Origin of the sequence: Propionivibrio sp. (assembly GCF_049316945.1) — a bacterium.
Lineage (GTDB): Bacteria > Pseudomonadota > Gammaproteobacteria > Burkholderiales > Rhodocyclaceae > Propionivibrio.
In genome coordinates, this window is sequence record NZ_JBMOJE010000105.1 from 1 (window position 1) to 17,358 (window position 17,358).

General features: G+C 56.4%; 12 protein-coding genes. 6 read left to right on the forward strand and 6 right to left on the reverse strand.

Translation table 11 applies throughout. The annotated features are described in order from the left end of the window. Positions 1 to 1,309: 1,309 nt before the first annotated feature. Positions 1,310 to 4,234 (reverse strand): HD domain-containing phosphohydrolase, encoded by a 2,925-nt coding sequence (locus tag ACOYNV_RS19645; protein WP_422901505.1) that lies wholly within the window; start codon positions 4,232 to 4,234, stop codon positions 1,310 to 1,312. Between the two features lie 159 nt (positions 4,235 to 4,393). On the opposite strand from ACOYNV_RS19645, the gene ACOYNV_RS19650 reads away from it, so the two are divergent. Both ACOYNV_RS19650 and ACOYNV_RS19655 read left to right on the forward strand, forming a co-directional pair. Further along, a complete protein-coding gene (locus ACOYNV_RS19650) occupies positions 4,394 to 5,377 on the forward strand; it encodes an acetylxylan esterase (protein ID WP_422901506.1) in 984 nt (327 codons plus the stop codon). A 104-nt stretch (positions 5,378 to 5,481) separates the two neighbouring features. Then, complete coding sequence (locus tag ACOYNV_RS19655; RefSeq protein WP_422901507.1) at positions 5,482 to 6,210, forward strand: esterase family protein; 729 nt, start codon at positions 5,482 to 5,484, stop codon at positions 6,208 to 6,210. 945 nt (positions 6,211 to 7,155) lie between these two features. Here ACOYNV_RS19655 and ACOYNV_RS19660 read toward each other — a convergent pair. Further along, positions 7,156 to 7,284 (reverse strand): hypothetical protein, encoded by a 129-nt coding sequence (locus ACOYNV_RS19660; protein ID WP_422901508.1) that lies wholly within the window; start codon positions 7,282 to 7,284, stop codon positions 7,156 to 7,158. A 137-nt stretch (positions 7,285 to 7,421) separates the two neighbouring features. Between ACOYNV_RS19660 and ACOYNV_RS19665 the strand changes: the two genes are divergently transcribed. Continuing rightward, entirely contained in the window at positions 7,422 to 8,189 is a 768-nt protein-coding gene (locus ACOYNV_RS19665; RefSeq protein WP_422901509.1) for a class I SAM-dependent methyltransferase, read from the forward strand. 149 nt (positions 8,190 to 8,338) lie between these two features. On the opposite strand, the gene ACOYNV_RS19670 is transcribed toward ACOYNV_RS19665, so the two are convergent. From ACOYNV_RS19670 to ACOYNV_RS19680, 3 genes are all read right to left on the reverse strand, one after another. Then, entirely contained in the window at positions 8,339 to 9,562 is a 1,224-nt protein-coding gene (locus ACOYNV_RS19670; protein ID WP_422901510.1) for a DUF3419 family protein, read from the reverse strand. Between the two features lie 174 nt (positions 9,563 to 9,736). Then, positions 9,737 to 9,970 carry a hypothetical protein gene (locus ACOYNV_RS19675; RefSeq protein ID WP_422901511.1) on the reverse strand — a complete coding sequence of 78 codons (234 nt, stop codon included), beginning with the start codon at positions 9,968 to 9,970 and terminating at the stop codon, positions 9,737 to 9,739. Between the two features lie 304 nt (positions 9,971 to 10,274). After that, positions 10,275 to 11,456 carry a glycosyltransferase family 4 protein gene (locus tag ACOYNV_RS19680; RefSeq protein WP_422901512.1) on the reverse strand — a complete coding sequence of 394 codons (1,182 nt, stop codon included), beginning with the start codon at positions 11,454 to 11,456 and terminating at the stop codon, positions 10,275 to 10,277. A 187-nt stretch (positions 11,457 to 11,643) separates the two neighbouring features. Between ACOYNV_RS19680 and ACOYNV_RS19685 the strand changes: the two genes are divergently transcribed. Beyond that, positions 11,644 to 12,255 (forward strand): hypothetical protein, encoded by a 612-nt coding sequence (locus tag ACOYNV_RS19685; RefSeq protein ID WP_422901513.1) that lies wholly within the window; start codon positions 11,644 to 11,646, stop codon positions 12,253 to 12,255. Between the two features lie 51 nt (positions 12,256 to 12,306). On the opposite strand, the gene ACOYNV_RS19690 is transcribed toward ACOYNV_RS19685, so the two are convergent. Beyond that, the gene (locus ACOYNV_RS19690) at positions 12,307 to 13,986 is read right to left on the reverse strand and encodes an aminotransferase class III-fold pyridoxal phosphate-dependent enzyme (RefSeq protein WP_422901514.1); all 1,680 of its coding nucleotides are present in this window, start codon (positions 13,984 to 13,986) and stop codon (positions 12,307 to 12,309) included. A gap of 52 nt (positions 13,987 to 14,038) precedes the next feature. On the opposite strand from ACOYNV_RS19690, the gene asd reads away from it, so the two are divergent. Then, a complete protein-coding gene (asd, locus tag ACOYNV_RS19695; RefSeq protein ID WP_422901515.1) occupies positions 14,039 to 14,902 on the forward strand; it encodes an archaetidylserine decarboxylase in 864 nt (287 codons plus the stop codon). 878 nt (positions 14,903 to 15,780) lie between these two features. After that, complete coding sequence (locus tag ACOYNV_RS19700) at positions 15,781 to 17,349, forward strand: PHA/PHB synthase family protein (RefSeq protein WP_422901516.1); 1,569 nt, start codon at positions 15,781 to 15,783, stop codon at positions 17,347 to 17,349. Positions 17,350 to 17,358: the final 9 nt, after the last annotated feature.

Consider the following 17,358-nt stretch of genomic DNA (forward strand, 5'->3'; position numbering starts at 1 on the left):
CGACGATAGCAAGCTGGTTAAGAAAAATCATGCACTCTTGCCGGAAGGACACTTTAAAGCAGTGGCCTGCCTGCGCATTTGTCGCGGCAGAATAAAACCGGCATCAGCCGTCTTACGCAAATAGAATCAAAACCCATGTCTTCGGCAAGAAAAAATAAATACGCCATTAAGGGTATAGGCGCAACTTGGCGTACTTCGTAAAATAACATCAGGGTATTCTCAGGATGGATGAATTTTCGCAACCTTGCTGAAATTTCATTGTCACAAGGGCGTAACAAACAGCGTATATTGTTTATACGATTCTTTGTAATGATGGAATAACCTCCAGGAATGGCAGGCATGACAAACAATCACATAAGCGCAATTCTGCTAACGTTCAGGGGTTTCGGTACTCTGGTGCTGGCGCTCATCGATTGGCTGACCGCGAGGGTTAATGTCTCGGAACGTCATTACCTGATTCCGGCCAAAGTCGCCTGCGAATATTGGATAGCGATCAGAGCCGCTTGGCAGGGTCAGAGGAAGCAGCCTTCTCTGCTGGAGTGTACGCACTGGAACCGCAAAGCCTGCGGACCTTCTCCCGGCGGATTTATACGACCCATCCTCTGATCGACCTTTTTACGGTGTCAAGCTTCGCACACCCGTAACGTTGATTGGTTATCGTCAACTAACAGAGTTGACCTTTCTCAGATCAGGGCCTTGAAGCAAATTGACTGGTCGTGGTGAGCACCTTCCGGAGCCAACAAATTTCCAGTTGGGCTGGTTTACCCGAAAACCCTCCTGACGTGCCTTGCCAAGCTATGAGGGCATATGATTCAGGCGTTCACTGATCGGTCAGCAAGCTCTTCATCTAGCAGACTGTCGGACTTAAGAGTTTCATGTATGCCATAAGCAAGCTAATGATTTAATGGTTGTTTTGTAAAACTTGGCGGACGTTGAAAATTCTTTTAGAGCGTATTTTTGGCTTAAATCTCGCATAAATATGCCTAAAGCATTGCTTTGCGAGTCCTGTGGATATTACAATTATTGTAAGTGTATGTTTTTTAATCAGAAGTTATTCATTGTTAAGTCCGACAGGCTGCTAGTGGCGGTCAGTTTTCAGTCTGCTGGCATTGTAAGCTGCGCGACAGGGCAGTAATTACAGCGGTGATTCAATCGCATGGGAAACCCACAACCCACAAGAAGTGATCCCTATCACCCACTGGCGTGCCTATGCCATGCTTCAGCTTGGCTGTCCCTGAGAAATACATACGCCAACACTTCCTGGACCCGAGAGTCAACCAGGCGGCCGGTTGGGATTCCTTGGGGCCGATCAATAACGAGCGCGCTTGAGTGCTGCGTCAATATCGACTGCATCGATCTGTTGCGCCTCAAGAAAGCGCTGGGCAAAGCGCAAATGCACACCTGCGCGCAGAAAAAGCTCAAACAGGTCACGATCCAGGTGTCCCATTTTCACGTAGTCAGCGAGCAGAGCAACCGACTCCGATAGCGGCTTGCCCGGCTTGTAGGGGCGATCCGACGCAGTCAAAGCCTCGAAAATATCGGCGATCGCCACGATCCGCGCCTGCGGAGTCATCGCTGCTGCCCGCAGACCCCGCGGGTAACCGCTGCCATCGAGGTGCTCGTGATGATTCCCCGCGATCTCGGGCACGTTCTTCAGATAATCCGGGAAGGGCAAACCGCGCAACATGATGATGGTCTGGACAATGTGGTTATTGATCAGGAAACGTTCCTCGTCGGTCAGCGTACCGCGTCCAACCGAGAGGCAGTGCAATTCGCCGAGGTTGAGGCGGTACTCAGGGGCCTTCAGCTTGATATCCACCGGCAGTGAGTTGCCAGACAGATGAGGGATGCGGTGATCGTCGCGGTCGGCGAGCAAGGGGTCGTCGACCGGCAGCGCAGGTGCCGGCAGGCGCTCCTTGCGCCTTCGCTCGATCAGTGAAATGCCCAGGCGGTCATCAAGGGTACGCCGCCAGGTGCGTGCGGCGATCCGTCTCAGCCTCGCTTGTGCCTCGTCAGCAAGATTTTCGCTGCCAATATTACTTGCGGCAACAAAGGCGAAATCGTCGTCCAGCATCGCAAGTTCGCTACGAAGCGCTTCAGCCAGCGCCGCCTTGTCGCCACCGCTGGCGATTCCCTGCCAGTAAGCAATTTCGGCATCGCGCTTGATTACCTCAAAGCGCGTCCAAATCTCGTGAATGCGATCCGAAATGGTTTCCAGTTTCGTCGCCTTGTCGACCACGTATTCCGGGGTTGTCAGCTTGCCGCAGTCGTGCAGCCAGGACGCGATACTCAAAGTTTCCCACTCCTCCTCGCTCAAACTGAAGTCCCTGAACGGGCCACTATCGCTCTCACAAGCCGCCTCGGCCAGCATCAGCGCAAGTTCCGGAACGCGCTGGCAGTGACCTCCTGTGTAGGGTGACTTGGCATCGATAGCGCCGGCCATGACACGGATCACTGCATCGAGCAACGCCTTTTGTGCCCGCATCAGCCGCTGATTGTCGATCGCCACGGCAACCGTGCCGGAAAGGGCATCGACAAAGGCCGCCTGATCGGAACCAAAGTTGGCGTCGACGGCCGATTTGGCCAGGAACAGCACTCCGATGGTCCTGGTTTCCCGATTGCTCAGGGGTACCGCCAGAAAAGAGACCGTCTGACCGGGAAAGCGCGCCCCTACCCAACCCAGCCCGGCCGGCATCCCGGCGGGAAAAAGTTGACCGATGCGCATTGCCCTGTCGTGATAGGCATCGCGCAATGGATGGTTGGGCTCCCCGACGGCCACCGCGACTGCTGGCGGCGCGCGAAGTAAATGATCCAGGTTGGCATTGCGCCAGGCTGAGGGAACCAGTTCGTTACCCTCGCCATCTATCAGGTAGATGGCGCCCGCATCGGCCTGCGCGGCAGCAACGGTATGAGTGATCAGGCCGTCGAGCAGTTTCTGAAAATTACGTTCCGACGAGAGTTGTGACGCGATGTCGAGAAACTGACTGATCGTCGATTGCATGCCGGCTATTGCCAGCGCGAGGTCGTCAACTTCAAGCACAAACGATCGCACCTCGCTGCCGTCAAACTTGAAGTGGCGAATGGCAATGGCCTCTTCGGCAAGAGTATGCAGGCTAAGTGAGATGCGTCGTGCGATCCACCAGGTCACCGGAACGGCGATAAAAAGCAGTACCAGCATTGATGCGATTGCATGCAGCCGCAGCGTTCGCACCTCTGCCAACAGTTCATCATGAGGCGCAGCCATGACCAGGTAGAGCGGCTCACCATCGGCGAGTTCCGCCTTGACCACCCGTGTTTCCCAATCACGCCCCTCGCTGGTCAGCGTTCTCGTGCCATTGACTGACGTCATCCCGGATAAAGTCTTCGCTAGTATGGGCAGGCCCAGGGTCGCCAGCGTAGGCAGTTGCACCGGCGCAGTATCGTTCATCGCCCAGGCGCCTTGCGACGCCGCAAGAACCTGGCCAGAGCTGTCGGTGAGGGCAAGTTGCGCAGACGGGGAGGCGCGCTGGCGCGACAACGATGCCGAAATATCCTTGAGTGCGAGATCAGCTCCAATTACGGCTTTGCGGTCCGGCGTCGCCTGAGCGATCGCAAAGCCAATATCACCCGATGGCAACGCGAACGCCGGCGTGCGAACAAGGCCAGAACGTCCAAGAGCGTCATGAAACCAGTTCATGTCGTTGGGTCGATTGCTGTCGGTCGCGCGATTAGACAGCAGTTTCATCTGATCATCGTAAAAGCGGACGCTGCTCCCGCGCGCACCGGTTTCGGAAATCTGCACCATGTAGACTGCCCGTTCCGGCGCATGCGCGTTGCGCCGCGCTGCGGCGTAATCCAGTCGCCGGATGTAAAAAAGCCCGCCGTCGACAAAGCGCACATAGATCGCCGACAGCATCGGGGTTGAGTCCAGTACATGCCGGATCAGGGGTAGGCTGCTCAATTGTCCTTCGGGGCCACCCGCGGACGGATCGGGGCGCAGAGCAAGCTGGGTGACAAGCGTGCGGACAGGTTCGTGGCCTGCTCGCAATTCGGCCACTGTTGCGCGAGCGGAACTCTCGAAGAGGTCACTGATAACAGCGAGGACAAGTCGACGCGCATTCGCATAGTCAACCGCCGTGATCAGGGCACCGGTCGTTAATACGAGCGCCGTGAACAACACGCCAATGCATACGTGCAGCGGATAGCGGAGGCGGGAGGTGGAGGGAGCAGCAGTCAAGGCAGAACGCGAGTGCATGGATTGTTTGCTTACACTCCGACGGAAATGCTTCAATTACATGACAGTTTTTGCGCCGATCCCGATTTTTCAGGCCCGGCAATATTAAAGAATCGCCCCTATCCTCGGTTATTCTGACGACCCTGGGCGAACCGGCCCACCCTATTGCGCATTCCCACCATGTCCACCACGCAATTCCACCACGGCTTCTCTTTCGATCCCGCGTACGGCATGGACCTGACGCAACTGTTGGCGATCGTACCGCCCGAGCCGCCGGACGACTTCGCCGCCTTCTGGCAGGACCGCTACACGGCAGCGCTGACGCTCGACGCCCGGCCTCAAATAGTACCCACCGGCGTCGTAATGGGCAACCATGCGGTGCATGACCTGCGCTATCGATCCTCGGGTGATGTCGAAATCGGCGGCTGGCTCCTCGTGCCACGCTCAGGTTCGCCCAAGCGGGGAGTGATCATCGGGCATGGCTACGGCGGGCGAACCGCTCCAGATGAGCCCATTGGCCTCGATGAATCGGTGGTGCTGTTCCCTTGTTTTCGCGGTATGGGGCGCAGCCCGGTGGTGGGGATTTCCTCCGATCCTAACTTTCACGTCCTGCATGACATACAGGACCGCAAGCGCTACGTACTGGGGGGGTGCGTGGACGATCTCTGGCTGGGTGTTTCTGCGCTGCTTTCCCTGTTCCCGGAAGTTTCGGGAAAGGTGGCCTGCCTGGGTATCAGTTTTGGGGGTGGCATCGGCGTTCTAGCCTCTCCGTGGGATTGTCGTATCAGCCGTCTGCACGTCCAGGTGCCCACTTTCGGGCACCAGTCCCTTCGTCTGACGCTGTCCTGTGTTGGTAGCGGCGAGGCGGTTCGCAGCTATCAGCAGCAGCACCGCTTTAATGTGAATGAAACATTGGCCTACTACGATGCAGCCAATGCAGCCCGTTTCCTGCGCATTCCAGCGCTGGTTGCGGCAGCCTTGTTCGACCCGGCCGTGCCACCACCTGGACAATTTGCAATTTACAACGCAATTCCACAACCCTTGCGGTGCCTGTTGGTGCTGGATGCCGGCCATTTCGACTATCCAGGCGACGCAGAGCAACAGAGGGTTTTGAATCTTGCCGTGACCAGCTTCCTGATGGAGGATGATCACAACGCTAGATAAGGACTGAAATCGATCGATGAGAATTGCCCGATACAGCGAGTCTTCAACGCGCGGTGCCAAACACTTCGCTCCAGCTTTCGGCGTGCCGGGCGAGCCTCGCTGATATGAACCGTGAATACCACCGCTGGTACAGCCAACGCTTGCAACGCGAGATGGAATTGTTGGTGGTCGGGCACAGCGGCGCCAAGGTATTGGTGTTTCCGACCCGGGACGGCCGTTTCCACGAATACGAAGACCTCCATCTGGTGCACAGTGTCGCCAGCAAGATCGAAGCCGGACACTTGCAGCTCTGGTGTGTGGACAGCATCGACTGGGAGAGCTTCTACTGTTTTTGGAACACTCCTGCCGATCGCATTCGCCGCCATATGCTGTTCGAGGAATATATCCTGCACGAGGTTATGCCTCTGATGCACGGCATGAACCCACACCCCTGTACCATCGCTCACGGTTGCAGTCTGGGCGCTTATCACGCCGCCAACATCGCGTTCAGACATCCCGACAAGTTCCAGAAGCTGGTTGCCTTGTCGGGCCGGTACGACCTCACTCTGAGCGTTGATGTTTTCCATGATCTGCTTAACGGCCACTACGACGAGAACGTCTATTTCAACACCCCGACCCACTTTCTGCCGAATCTGCGTTGCGATTGGCATCTGGAGCATCTTCGTCGCATGGACATGGTCATTGTGGTCGGGGCTGACGACCCGTTTCTCGACAACAACCGCTATCTGAGCGCAATCCTTGACGCCAAGGGGCTTTCGCATCGATTGCACGTCTGGGAAGGACGTGCGCATCGCGCCTCCTGCTGGCGGAAGATGGCACCACTGTATCTTTGATATCAAGGATCCCCATCCCTGAAATGGGCAACTTGTTGCCAGGGCCAGGTTCCAGAGGAGACAGCTCGAGGAAGGCCGTGGGCAGAACAAGATATGACTGCTACTCCCTTGCCTTACGCGCCCCCTCGGAAGGGGTACCCACTTGCCATCATATTAGGCCAAGGCGAGTTGGTTTCGAGCGATATGCGGAAGTGAAGGAAGAGATTCTGTGGTTGTACGAGCCTGCCCATGTCCAGGCAAATTGGGCTACGCAAATACTTGAGTCACTTGCCAATGGGTAAATGCCATTGCCTGCCCCGCGTGACCACATGGTCTGCATTTGGGCTATTGCGACAGTGCCGAGAGGGATGCTGAGCAACGAGCAAGCGCAGGAATACGTAATATTCTCGCAATAATGTTGTTATACCCTGCCAGGAAATATAAATCTCCATCATGCATGCCCCAGTCGTAGCCCAAGAGGGATGCAGCCTGATCTCAATGCTCCGGACAGGCCATAAGGTGATGGGAATTGAAGGCAATAGTGATTTTGCTGTCAACCTGTTGCCTCTCTTTTTGCTCAGTAAATCAGTGCCATCTAAATGCGTGCGCTGAAATCCTTAAGCCCGGGAAGAAAAGGAAATCATGATTACTTTGCCCACAACAATCCACTGGGCCATACTGTTTCCGATACTGACACTTTTCATTGGGACTGCCGTAGTGCTCACTGGATTCGTTCGTAGTGTGGGAGGGGAAAGGTGGTCGATCCTTGTGCCCGTCAGCGGAGTCTCCTGTGCGTCGCCGGGGCCGCATATGGCCTGGCTCATGTTGGTTCTTTCCGCGCATTCTACGGATGAGTAGCGCTCGTTGGTCAACTGGCGATGCAAGGAACGCTGCAAGATCGACCCTCAGGCCAAAGTGCATTCCTGCTACGAAGCCGGGCGCGATGGCTGGTGGCTGCATCGGTGGTTAATTGATCAGGGCATCGACAACCTCGTGGTCGATGCCGCGAGCATCGAAGTCAACCGGCGTGCCCGACGCGCCAAGACCGACTGACTCGATGGCGACAAACTGCTGACGATGCTGCTGCGGCATCATGCGGGCGAACGCGTGTGGTCGGTGCTATATGAACCAACGGCCCTTTCATCAGCGGGATGCATATTCCTGGTTGTCACACATCTGAAACGGAGGCCATGTAAATTCCTGCCATCCATATTGCCAATGAGAACTCACCAATGAGTGTTCCGGCTGTGCAGTACCCGAAAGCATTCAGTTCAAAACAAGGTTCCGGCTTTTTTGCAGATGTGCGTACGCTCTGGCGCCTTTTTCTCGGGCAGCCTAGGAAGGGTAGTCATGCTCAACGCCTACAGGCATTTTACTCGCCCCAGGCAGAACGCTATGACAGCTTCCGTGCCCGGCTGCTGCATGGCCGGCAGGACCTGATCGATCGCCTGGCGATTGCCCCCGGGGAGTACATCGTTGAGTTGGGTTGCGGTACCGGTAGCAGCCTTGATCGGATCAGTAGTCAGGTCTGTGACCTGGCGCGGATCGATCTGGTCGATCTCTGCCCGGCGCTGCTTGAGCAGGCACGCAAACGCGCTACCGGATACCAGACGGTTCGTGTCATCGAAGCTGATGCAACGCTCTGGAAGCCTGATCAACCGGTCGATGGAGTGTTTCTCTCCTATGCCCTCACGATGATTCCGCAATGGCCTGAGGTGCTATCTAGCGCGTACGCGATGCTCAAGCCCGGAGGGCGGCTGGGGATTGTCGATTTTCATTTGCCCGCCAGCGGAAATCGCTTCGCCAACGCTGTCTGGAAGGCATGGTTCAGCCACGATGGCGTTCATCTTTCGGCCGAGCATTTGCCTAGGCTGCAGCAGATGTTTGCGGAAAATTTCTGTTCCGAGCGCAGGGCGCACATTCCCTATTTGTCCGGTTTATGCGCCCCCTATTATCTCTTCGTCGGAAAAAAACACTCCGTACAAGGTGACGCTGAATAAGAAAAAATCCGTCGTTGCCGCGAAGGCGGGAACCCGACTGATGGGAATTTAGCGCCAAGAACAAGCGAACTGGCTCACCGGCGCTGCACTCCCTGAGTTCGCTTTCGGGGGATGACGCCCCGAAGGAAGTCCTCCTGAGCTTCCCCAGGTTAACTTAGTATGTAGAGATGCGTGCCGCCGTAGATCGCTGATCGATCGCGAGCATGTAATTCAAGGTTATTTTCGCTGTTTGTCACCCAGGCAGAGAGCAGATCGGGCGGCAGCATTTTCTCCAGCGGCGACTCTGATCCGCCTGTGCGGAAAACCACACGGGCACCGGATTTGGCCGTACGCGTCACCTCCCACCACAAATCAGTCAGTTGCGCACTGTCCATCCAGTCCTGGGCGTCGAGAAAGAGATAGGCATCCAGCGAATCGGTGGCTTGTTCACGCAATACTTCGGTCAGATTGGCATGGTGCGGGTGAATGGTACCGAGATTGGCACGAATGGTTTCGAAGTGTGATCGTTGCAGATACATGGGCAAGGCCTTGTCCCGGGTCGTGTCGTATTGACGGGCAAAAGCCTGGCCGGCAAAGCAGTTTTCAGCGAGCGGATAATCGCAGGCAAGTCGACGCATACGTTCCCTGAACAATTCCGCCATGGAAATACCTTGGGTGTTGGCATCGTGTTGCAGGGCGTCGAATTGCGATGGCGGAATACCAAGGCTGTAAAGCATCATCGGCTGGCGGGCAAGCAGGCGAATCAGCCAGTGGTCAAAAACCGGGGATACATATTGATTGAACAGCGTTTGTTGCTCTTCCAAGGTTTTAGCCTCGGCGACCTTGGCCAGATTGCCACCCAGCAGACGCACGGCGAAATGGGAAAAGCCGATGAACTGACCGAGCAGGCCATGCCGATAGGCGTGGCGGGAAAAACAGGAGTGGCGCGGACGCCCGAAAATGTCGGCGGTTTCCCAGTATTCTCGGCTTTCTTCATCGAGTACGGGAGAGATGTACTTTTCGTACAGTGCTTGGTTGCCAGGATGATTGGCGTCGCCAAGATACGCCAGCACCTCGTCGTAGCCGGGCAGCTTTGCCAGAGCCGCTTTCTTCAATGCCAGCATGGCAAGGTGGGTGCTATTGAGATCGACCACATGGACTGCGCCGGGCGATTGCGTCAGGTAGGCCAGCGCATTGCAGCCACCCGATGAAATGGTGATCATGTGAGCGCCAGGCTTTAATTCGAGTGCTTCAATATCAACAACCGGGTCTTCCCATATCTGGGCGTAGACCAGACGATTAAACCACGTGGCAAAAAGTCGATCAGCCAATTCCTTGCGGCCGAATGTCGTGGAATTGAGAATCGCTTTGTCAATCAGGATTTTAGTATTCATGGATTGAAGGCTGTGGTTGTAATAACAGTACAACCTTAACTGCCAAATGCGACAGTTTGGTTACTTGTATTGATTCTGAGGAAATACCCGGCAGATTTGTGAAATGGATGGCGGTACGGCGTTGGGCTTCGGGAGAATCCGAGAGAATCTCAGCCCGACATCGCCAAGGGCTGGCTATCGGATGTTAGTCCCGGGGCAGGCGTATCTGCTAACGCAGTTACCGTGCCAGAAAAGCAGAACCCAGATCAGCGAACCCAGAGGCAGGACTACACCGAGGCCGAAGAGGAAAATCTTGACTGATCGCCCCAGGGGTGTCCGGGAAGCGAACATCAATTCGGTGGCTTGGGGCAGCTTGCGAATCCATACGGCATGGCCGTACAGCGATCTGAAGGCGTTTCTGATCTTCATGAAAAATACCTGTCAATTCAGGATTCAATTATCGCAAATGGGCATTACCGACAGATGACAGATTCCCTGTTCCAATGTGAACGATCGCTGGATCAGTCCAGACTATGCTATGACGACTTCTGTCTCGGTTTCTTCCGGTTGAAGGCACGCGGCATACATGGCCTCGAAATCGACCGGCTGAAGAACGACAGGGGCGAAGTCAGCACGGAATTTGCCACTTGTACATGTGCGCATCCACAGCACCTCATGATTCACGGAAAACAAAAAGCGTAGACGATGCACGACTAATGGGGCGGTCTTCAAATCAAAAAACGGATAGCAGGAGCGCCTCAAATTCTTGAACCACATTCTTCCAGTCAAGAGTTTCGGCCTTCAGTCGCGCATTCTGCGCCATTGCCCTGAACATCGCCGGTTCGTGCGCGAAGGTAGCCGACAGCTGACAGGCCATGGTCACGAAATCATCGTTGCGACCGTAGGTGGCAAGCAGTCCGCTGGTTCCGTGACGAAGATGTCGGGCCGCCGCAGCATAGTCGTAGGCCACTAACGGCAGGCCGCTGGCCATGGCCTCCAGCGTGACGTTGCCGAAAGTCTCGGTGAGACTCGGAAACAAAAACAAATCGGCAGAGGCGTAATGTGCCGCCAGATCCTCACCATGCCGGGTGCCGGCAAAAATGGCTTCGGGAAAGCGATTGCGTAGCGCCTTTGCCTCCGGGCCATCACCAACCAGAACGAGACGTGCATGGGGCTGATACTGGAGAATCGCAATGAATGCTGCGCTCAGTGTGGCCAGATTCTTCTCCGCTGCCAATCGCCCGACATGCAGCACCACCGGCGCATCCGGCGCCACGCCCCACTGCTGACGCAATGCCTCACAGCGACGCACCGGGCTGAATAGTTGTACATCAACCCCACGCGTTACGACACGCAGGTTGCGGAAACCGCTGGCGGCAAGATCGGCGCGCATCTGTTCGGTTGGCACCATGGTCAGCAGCGTGCGGTTATGGAATTTGCGCAGATAGGCGACGATCGGCTTTTTCAGCCAGCCGATGCCATAGTGCAAACTGTAGGCGTGAAAATTGGTCCGGAAGTCTGAGCAGACGGGAATCTTCAGCCGATGCGCCGCCTGCAGGGCAGACCAGCCGAGCGGGCCCTCGGTCACGATATGCACGAGGTCGGGACGGCGCAGGGTCCATTGCTTGATCAACGCCTGTTTGGCAGGCAGCCCGACTTTCAGGTTGGGATAGCGCGGGATCGGCATGCCGCCAGTCAGCATCTCGTCGAAACCACCGTCTTGCGCGGGGTGGTCGGCATCGGCCTGACGTGGCCTGATCAACTGGATTTCGTGATTCCGTTCGCGCAAACCGTCGACAAAACGCGATAGGGTCAGCGCCACACCGTTCACTTCAGGCGGGTAGGTTTCGGTGACGACGGCAAGGCGCATTGATCGGCGACTCGGCGGCAACTGCTCAATGAGGATGGCGTCCATGGACAATTCGCGATGGGGCAACCTGCGATGATCGTCATATCGGGTAACAGGTATGTGACGGCGAGGTTAAGTATTCATGTCACCGCACGCTGTCGCCATTTTTTCTTCGATCTTTAACAAACCCGTAGCAATTTCCAAATACCTTTACTGACTGTTCCCACCACGCCCAAACAGCCATTAAGGAAAAATGATGAAAGAATTTCTGCACACCCTGCGAGTGCAACGCTGGGATGATCACCGCTACTATCACCACAGCCGCATCAACCAGTCGCTGCACTTCGTTAGCGCCGTCAGCTTTCTTGTCGCCTACGTCATGCTTTTCATCAACCCGCCGCTGTCGGCACTGATCGGCTGGCTGGTTTCAATGGTCACCCGCCAGTCGGGGCATTTCTTTTTCGAGCCCCTAGGTTACGACACCATCAACCAAACGACCAACGAGCACAAGGAGGCGATCAAGGTCGGCTACAACCTGCAGCGCAAGATGGTGCTGATCGGAATCTGGGCCGTTGCGCCGCTGATGCTTCTTGTCGATCCGACCCTGTTCGGCATTTTCGAAGCCGCGACCGACAAGTCGGCAGTGATCGATCAGATCGGACTGATCTGGCTGTTCATCGGCATTGGCGGGCTGATCTTCCGCACCGTGCATCTCTTTTTCATCCGCGATGTGCGGACCGGACTGGTATGGATGACCAAGATCCTCACCGACCCCTTCCATGACCTCACGCTTTACTACAACGCACCGCTGCATCTGCTGCGCGGCGAACTGATCGACCCGATGCAGCACAAGCACGGCATCTGACGGACATGTCCAGCCGAGTCCTGCCTGCACCGCAGGACCGGCCGACAGCGTTCAGGCAGGCGCCCGCCATGCCTTGCCAGGCATGAAGCGATGAGACAGTACCTCACGCAGAATGCCGCGCCGAATCGACTTGTCGGTCTGCCCCGGCACCTCCCACCACCAGCCATCGCGTTCCATGGCCTGCGCAGCCGTGATGAAACGCTCGGCGACCGCGGCAAAATCCGCGTTGCTGTAGTTGAGGCTGAAGATCAGCCGCCCCGTTCCCACCCACGAAAGCGCCAGCCCCTCGGCCCGCAGGTAATACTGCAGCATCCAGTTATAGCGGCACGGCCGGGTGTAGGTCACCGTCCAGATGGTCGACAGGTTGGCAACCCGCACCGGCAACCCGAGTGCTTCCAGACGCTGGTTGAGATCGGCCGCACGACGGTTCCACGTTTCGTCGAGACCGTCGTAGAGCGCAAGCAGCGCGGGCGTTTCCAGTTGCTCGAGAAAAACCTGCATGGCACCCATCACGTAGGGATGCGAATTGAAGGTGCCGCGCGCGAAACAGATGTCGGCCGGACGCTCGTCGCGAAAGCGCTTCATCAGGTCGCGTCGGCCGCAGACGACACCAACCGGCAGGCCGCCGCCCAGCGTCTTGCCGTAAGTCACCATATCGGCACGCACGCCGAAATATTCCTGCGCGCCGCCCGGTGCCAGACGGAAGCCGACGAATACCTCGTCAAATATGAGCACGATGCCGCGCCGGGTGCACACCTCGCGCAACTGCTGCAGCCAGGCGGTATAGGCCGCGCGGTCGAAGCTAGCCCGGCGCGTACTATCTACCAGCGAGGAATCGCCCGGCGCGCCGGCGTTGGGATGCAGCGCCTGCAGCGGATTGACCAGAACGCAGGCGATGTCCTTGCGGGTGTTCAGCACATGCAGCGAATCGCCGTCCATTTCCTTCAGCGTGTAGGTTTCGCGCGGCGGCAGCGGGTTGCCGATGCCGGGCTGCACATCCTCCCACCAGCCGTGATAGGAACCGTTGAAGCGTACCAAGTAGCTGCGTCGGGTGTGGTAGCGCGCCAGACGCACCGCCTGCATCACCGCCTCGGTGCCAGACATATGAAAAGAAACCTCGTCGAGTCCGGAAATGGTGCGCAGGCGGCGCGCATTGTCGGCGACCAGCGGGTGGTAGGCGCCGAGAACCGGCCCGAGCGCTTCAACACGTGCGCTGCCGGTGGCGATGCAGTACCGGTAGAAATCGTAGCCAAAGACATTGACGCCGTAGGAGCCGGTCAGATCGTAGAAGCGGTTGCCGTCAAGGTCGGTCACCTGCACGCCGTCGCTGCCCTGCAGGAAACCGCCGCCCTTCAGATGCTCGCGCACGAAACGGTTGTACTGGAAAGGCACGCGATAGCTGGCGGTAAATTGCAGGTCGGAAATGCTTTCGCCGGCCTCGGCAGTGAGAGCTGCGCTCTTCGCAAAACGCTCACGATAGCGCGTTGCGAGCGCCAAGAAACCATCGTGCCGGCATTGCGCAATTGCGTCGGGCGCCTTGTCCGAACGGAAAAAAGTCGCTTCGTCGTATTCATAAAAAGGCACCAGCCGGGCTACCCGCTTGGCCATGCGCGAGTGGCCGGCCAGCGAGCGATGTTTGGCACGCGAGAGTTCGAGGCGCCGCCTGATGCGGGGCCAAACTGCAGCCAGCGCGCCAAGGCCGGCCACATAAAGTGCCATTGTTTCGTTCATTGATTTCTCCTTGCCCCGTCTTCTACCCAATCCTCATTACAAAACCATGACCATGCGCAAACTGATCGCACGTTTCGTCCTTCAGGAAGACATTAATTTTCTGCTCACCAACCGGGTGCCGCGGCAACTGCTGACCCGTTTCATGGGCTGGTTCAGCAAGATTGAACAGCCGCTGGTACGCGACCTTTCAATTGCCACTTGGCAGTTGTTCGCCGACCTCGACCTGAGCGACGCCCGCCAGACGAAATTCCGCAGCCTGCATGACTGTTTCACGCGGCAGTTGCGCGACGGGGCGCGGCCGCTCGATCACGATCCGAAAATTCTGATCAGCCCGTGCGACGGCATCGTCGGCACCTGCGGCGCGATAGTCGGAACCAAAGTGATCCAGGCCAAGGGGTTTCCCTACACACTGCTCGATCTGCTCGGCGACCCGGCACTGGTCGAGTATTACCGCGACGGCAGCTACGTCACCCTGCGTCTGACCTCGAGCATGTATCACCGCTTCCATGCCCCGCACGACTGCCGTGTGGAAAAGGTGACCTACATCTCCGGAGATACCTGGAACGTCAACCCGATCGCCCTCAGACGCGTCGAAAAGCTGTTCTGCAAGAACGAGCGCGCACTGATCGTAACAGTCCTTGCCGCCGGCAACCAGCGGATCACACTGGTACCCGTCGCCGCCATCATCGTCGCCAGCATCCGCCTGCATTTCATCGATGTGTTGCTGCACTTGCGTTATCGTGGCCCCAATGTCATTGCCTGCCAGGCCAATTTCGCCAAGGGCGAGGAAATGGGTTGGTTCCAGCATGGATCGACAATCATCGTTTTTGCACCCAAAGGAGTTACTCTTCGCGACGGAGTTATCGAAAGCAAAGCAATACGGATGGGACAGTCCCTGTTCGACCTGCCACACTAACGGGTCTCGCTGATCGCGCTGCGTGAGTTGATTGCGGGGATATTGCCGCGTGCGGATCTGTCGGATCTATTCTTGAAGATTGCAGCGCGTACGAGATTTACCGACGCGTTAACGCTTATTTCAGAACGAGGGGCCCGCGCGAATCGATATAGCCGATCCAGAGGCCGCTTACCGATATGGAGGGGTTCTCTTTTTTGAGTTTTTATTCAGTACGTTGAGGTTGTCAAAGCCCTGAACCGTGAAAATGTCGGACGGCTGCTCAAGGTTGATAACGGAGATGAACCGCCGCATGTAGAGCGGTATCGAACTGAGGCTCGTCGGCCAGATTTGCCATCGGCCTCTTGTTGTGCCGACCACAGCAATGAATTAGTCACCGACCATTTTCGGGGGGGAGCTCAAACCTCACTCGCTTGTCACAATGCTGTAACGTACTGTTGGTATTCATTATTCCTCGCAAAGAATGCGAGGAGTGATGGAGCGCAATTTCTTGAGGTGTGAATTGGGTAGTCCGAGAATATGGCTGATGATGCCTCGGCTTTGCTTTCGTCGGCGATGAAGTTCCGGTAAGGTCGAGTTGTTCCCTAAGTTCTTGGTCGAGGAAGCCTTGGTTCAACCACGAACGGTGCCGAGATCTTGCGGCATCCCCCGATTTTGATCTACTTCACTGGCGGGCATTGGGGGCTACCCTATTATATTCGCTGAGTTGTTCTACGCTCAGAGGCAATTCAGGCTGAAGTCTGGCTTAAGGCTCAAGATAATGCTTAGATAAGCGTTCAAGAAAGCCCATACATAAACAATATGGTTGAGTCGAGGGAATCATGGATTCTAATGGTTTTTCGAAAAGCAGGCACACGGTCTCGCTCCCGAGTGGAGGAATCATGATCGAGGAATTGATGGCATCGCTGAAAAGGCGCATCGATCCCTTCGGTGTGACGACCTCAGTGCTTAACGCGCAGGTGGCGTGGATGATGCATCCACAGGAGTTGTCGCGAGCGATTGGCACCATGTCTGGAGATATCATCGCGTTGCAGACCCACCTCATGCAACGTGCCTTGGGGTTGCCGAGCGACGATGTCATCATGCCAAAGGCTGACGATGCGCGCTTCGCTGATACAGTTTGGAGCGAATTCGCAACCTGGGACATCGTCAAGGAGTCGTATCTGGCGATTACGCACCGACTCGAAGACATGCTCTTCGAAACGCCTGGGCTTTCGGATAAAGAGCGCCGGCGAGCTACGTTCTGGGTGCGTAAATGGCTCAACGCGATGGCGCCGACCAATTTCTTCCTGACTAACCCGGTCGCCCTGAACAAGTTCGTAGAGACCCATGGCGAAAGCCTGGTCCGCGGTTTCGGCAATTTCATGCGCGATGCCCAAGCGAAAAACATCCGCATCGTCGACCAAGATGCCTTCAAGGTCGGCACCGATCTGGCGATCACTCCTGGCCGCGTAGTCTTTCGCAACCGGCTGGTCGAACTGCTTCACTACACTTCGACCACCGCCAAAGTGCACCAGACGCCGATCGTCCTCATCACGCCGTGGATCAACAAGTTCTACATCCTCGACCTGACGCCGCGGCGCAGCATGGTCAAGTACCTTACCGACCAGGGCTATAGCGTTTTCATCACCAGTTGGAAAAACCCGACGGCCGAGATGGGTGACGTCAATTTTGACAACTACCTGCTTGAGGGCGTCGATCAAGTGGTCGACGTGGCGCGCAAACTGAGCAATTCGCCGCAGGTGCATCTGGCCGGCTATTGCATCGGCGGCACGCTTGTAGCGACCTTTATGGCGTGGGCCAGCCGTCACTACAGCGAAAAGGACATGCCGGTGGCGCACTGGACCTTGTTCACGACGCTGACGGATTTTTCAAAGCCAGGCGATATCGATGTTTACATCGATGAAGGGTCGATTTCAGCCCTTGAAGAGAAAATGGCCAGGACTGGTTTTCTCGAAGGCGACGATATGGCGTCAAGCTTCCGTATGTTGCGTTCGAACAGCCTGATCTGGCACTACTTTGAGAGAAGCTATCTATTCGGCGAGCCGTTACCACCTATTGACGTGCTGTTCTGGAATACGGATACGACACGCATGCCGGCTGCGATGCACTCGTTCTACCTGCGGGAAATGTATCTGCAAAATAATCTGGTCAAGCGCGATGTGTTGACCATTGCCGGCGAGCAGATTGATCTGGATCGCATTACCCAGCCGCTCTATGCCGTGGGTGCTGAAGACGATCATATCGTCCCTTGGCGTCAGTCCTACAAAATCCGCCGGTACGTCAATGTTAACGCGCCAGTGCGTTTTGTCCTGACGACATCGGGTCACATCTTTGGTATCGTAAATGCGGTGGTTACGCCACCTAGGCGCAACTTCTGGGTCGCCGATCCACAGCGTAATGAAAGCTCAGACTTCCTGATCCAGTCCGTATTTATTCAGTATTTATAGGAAATTAGT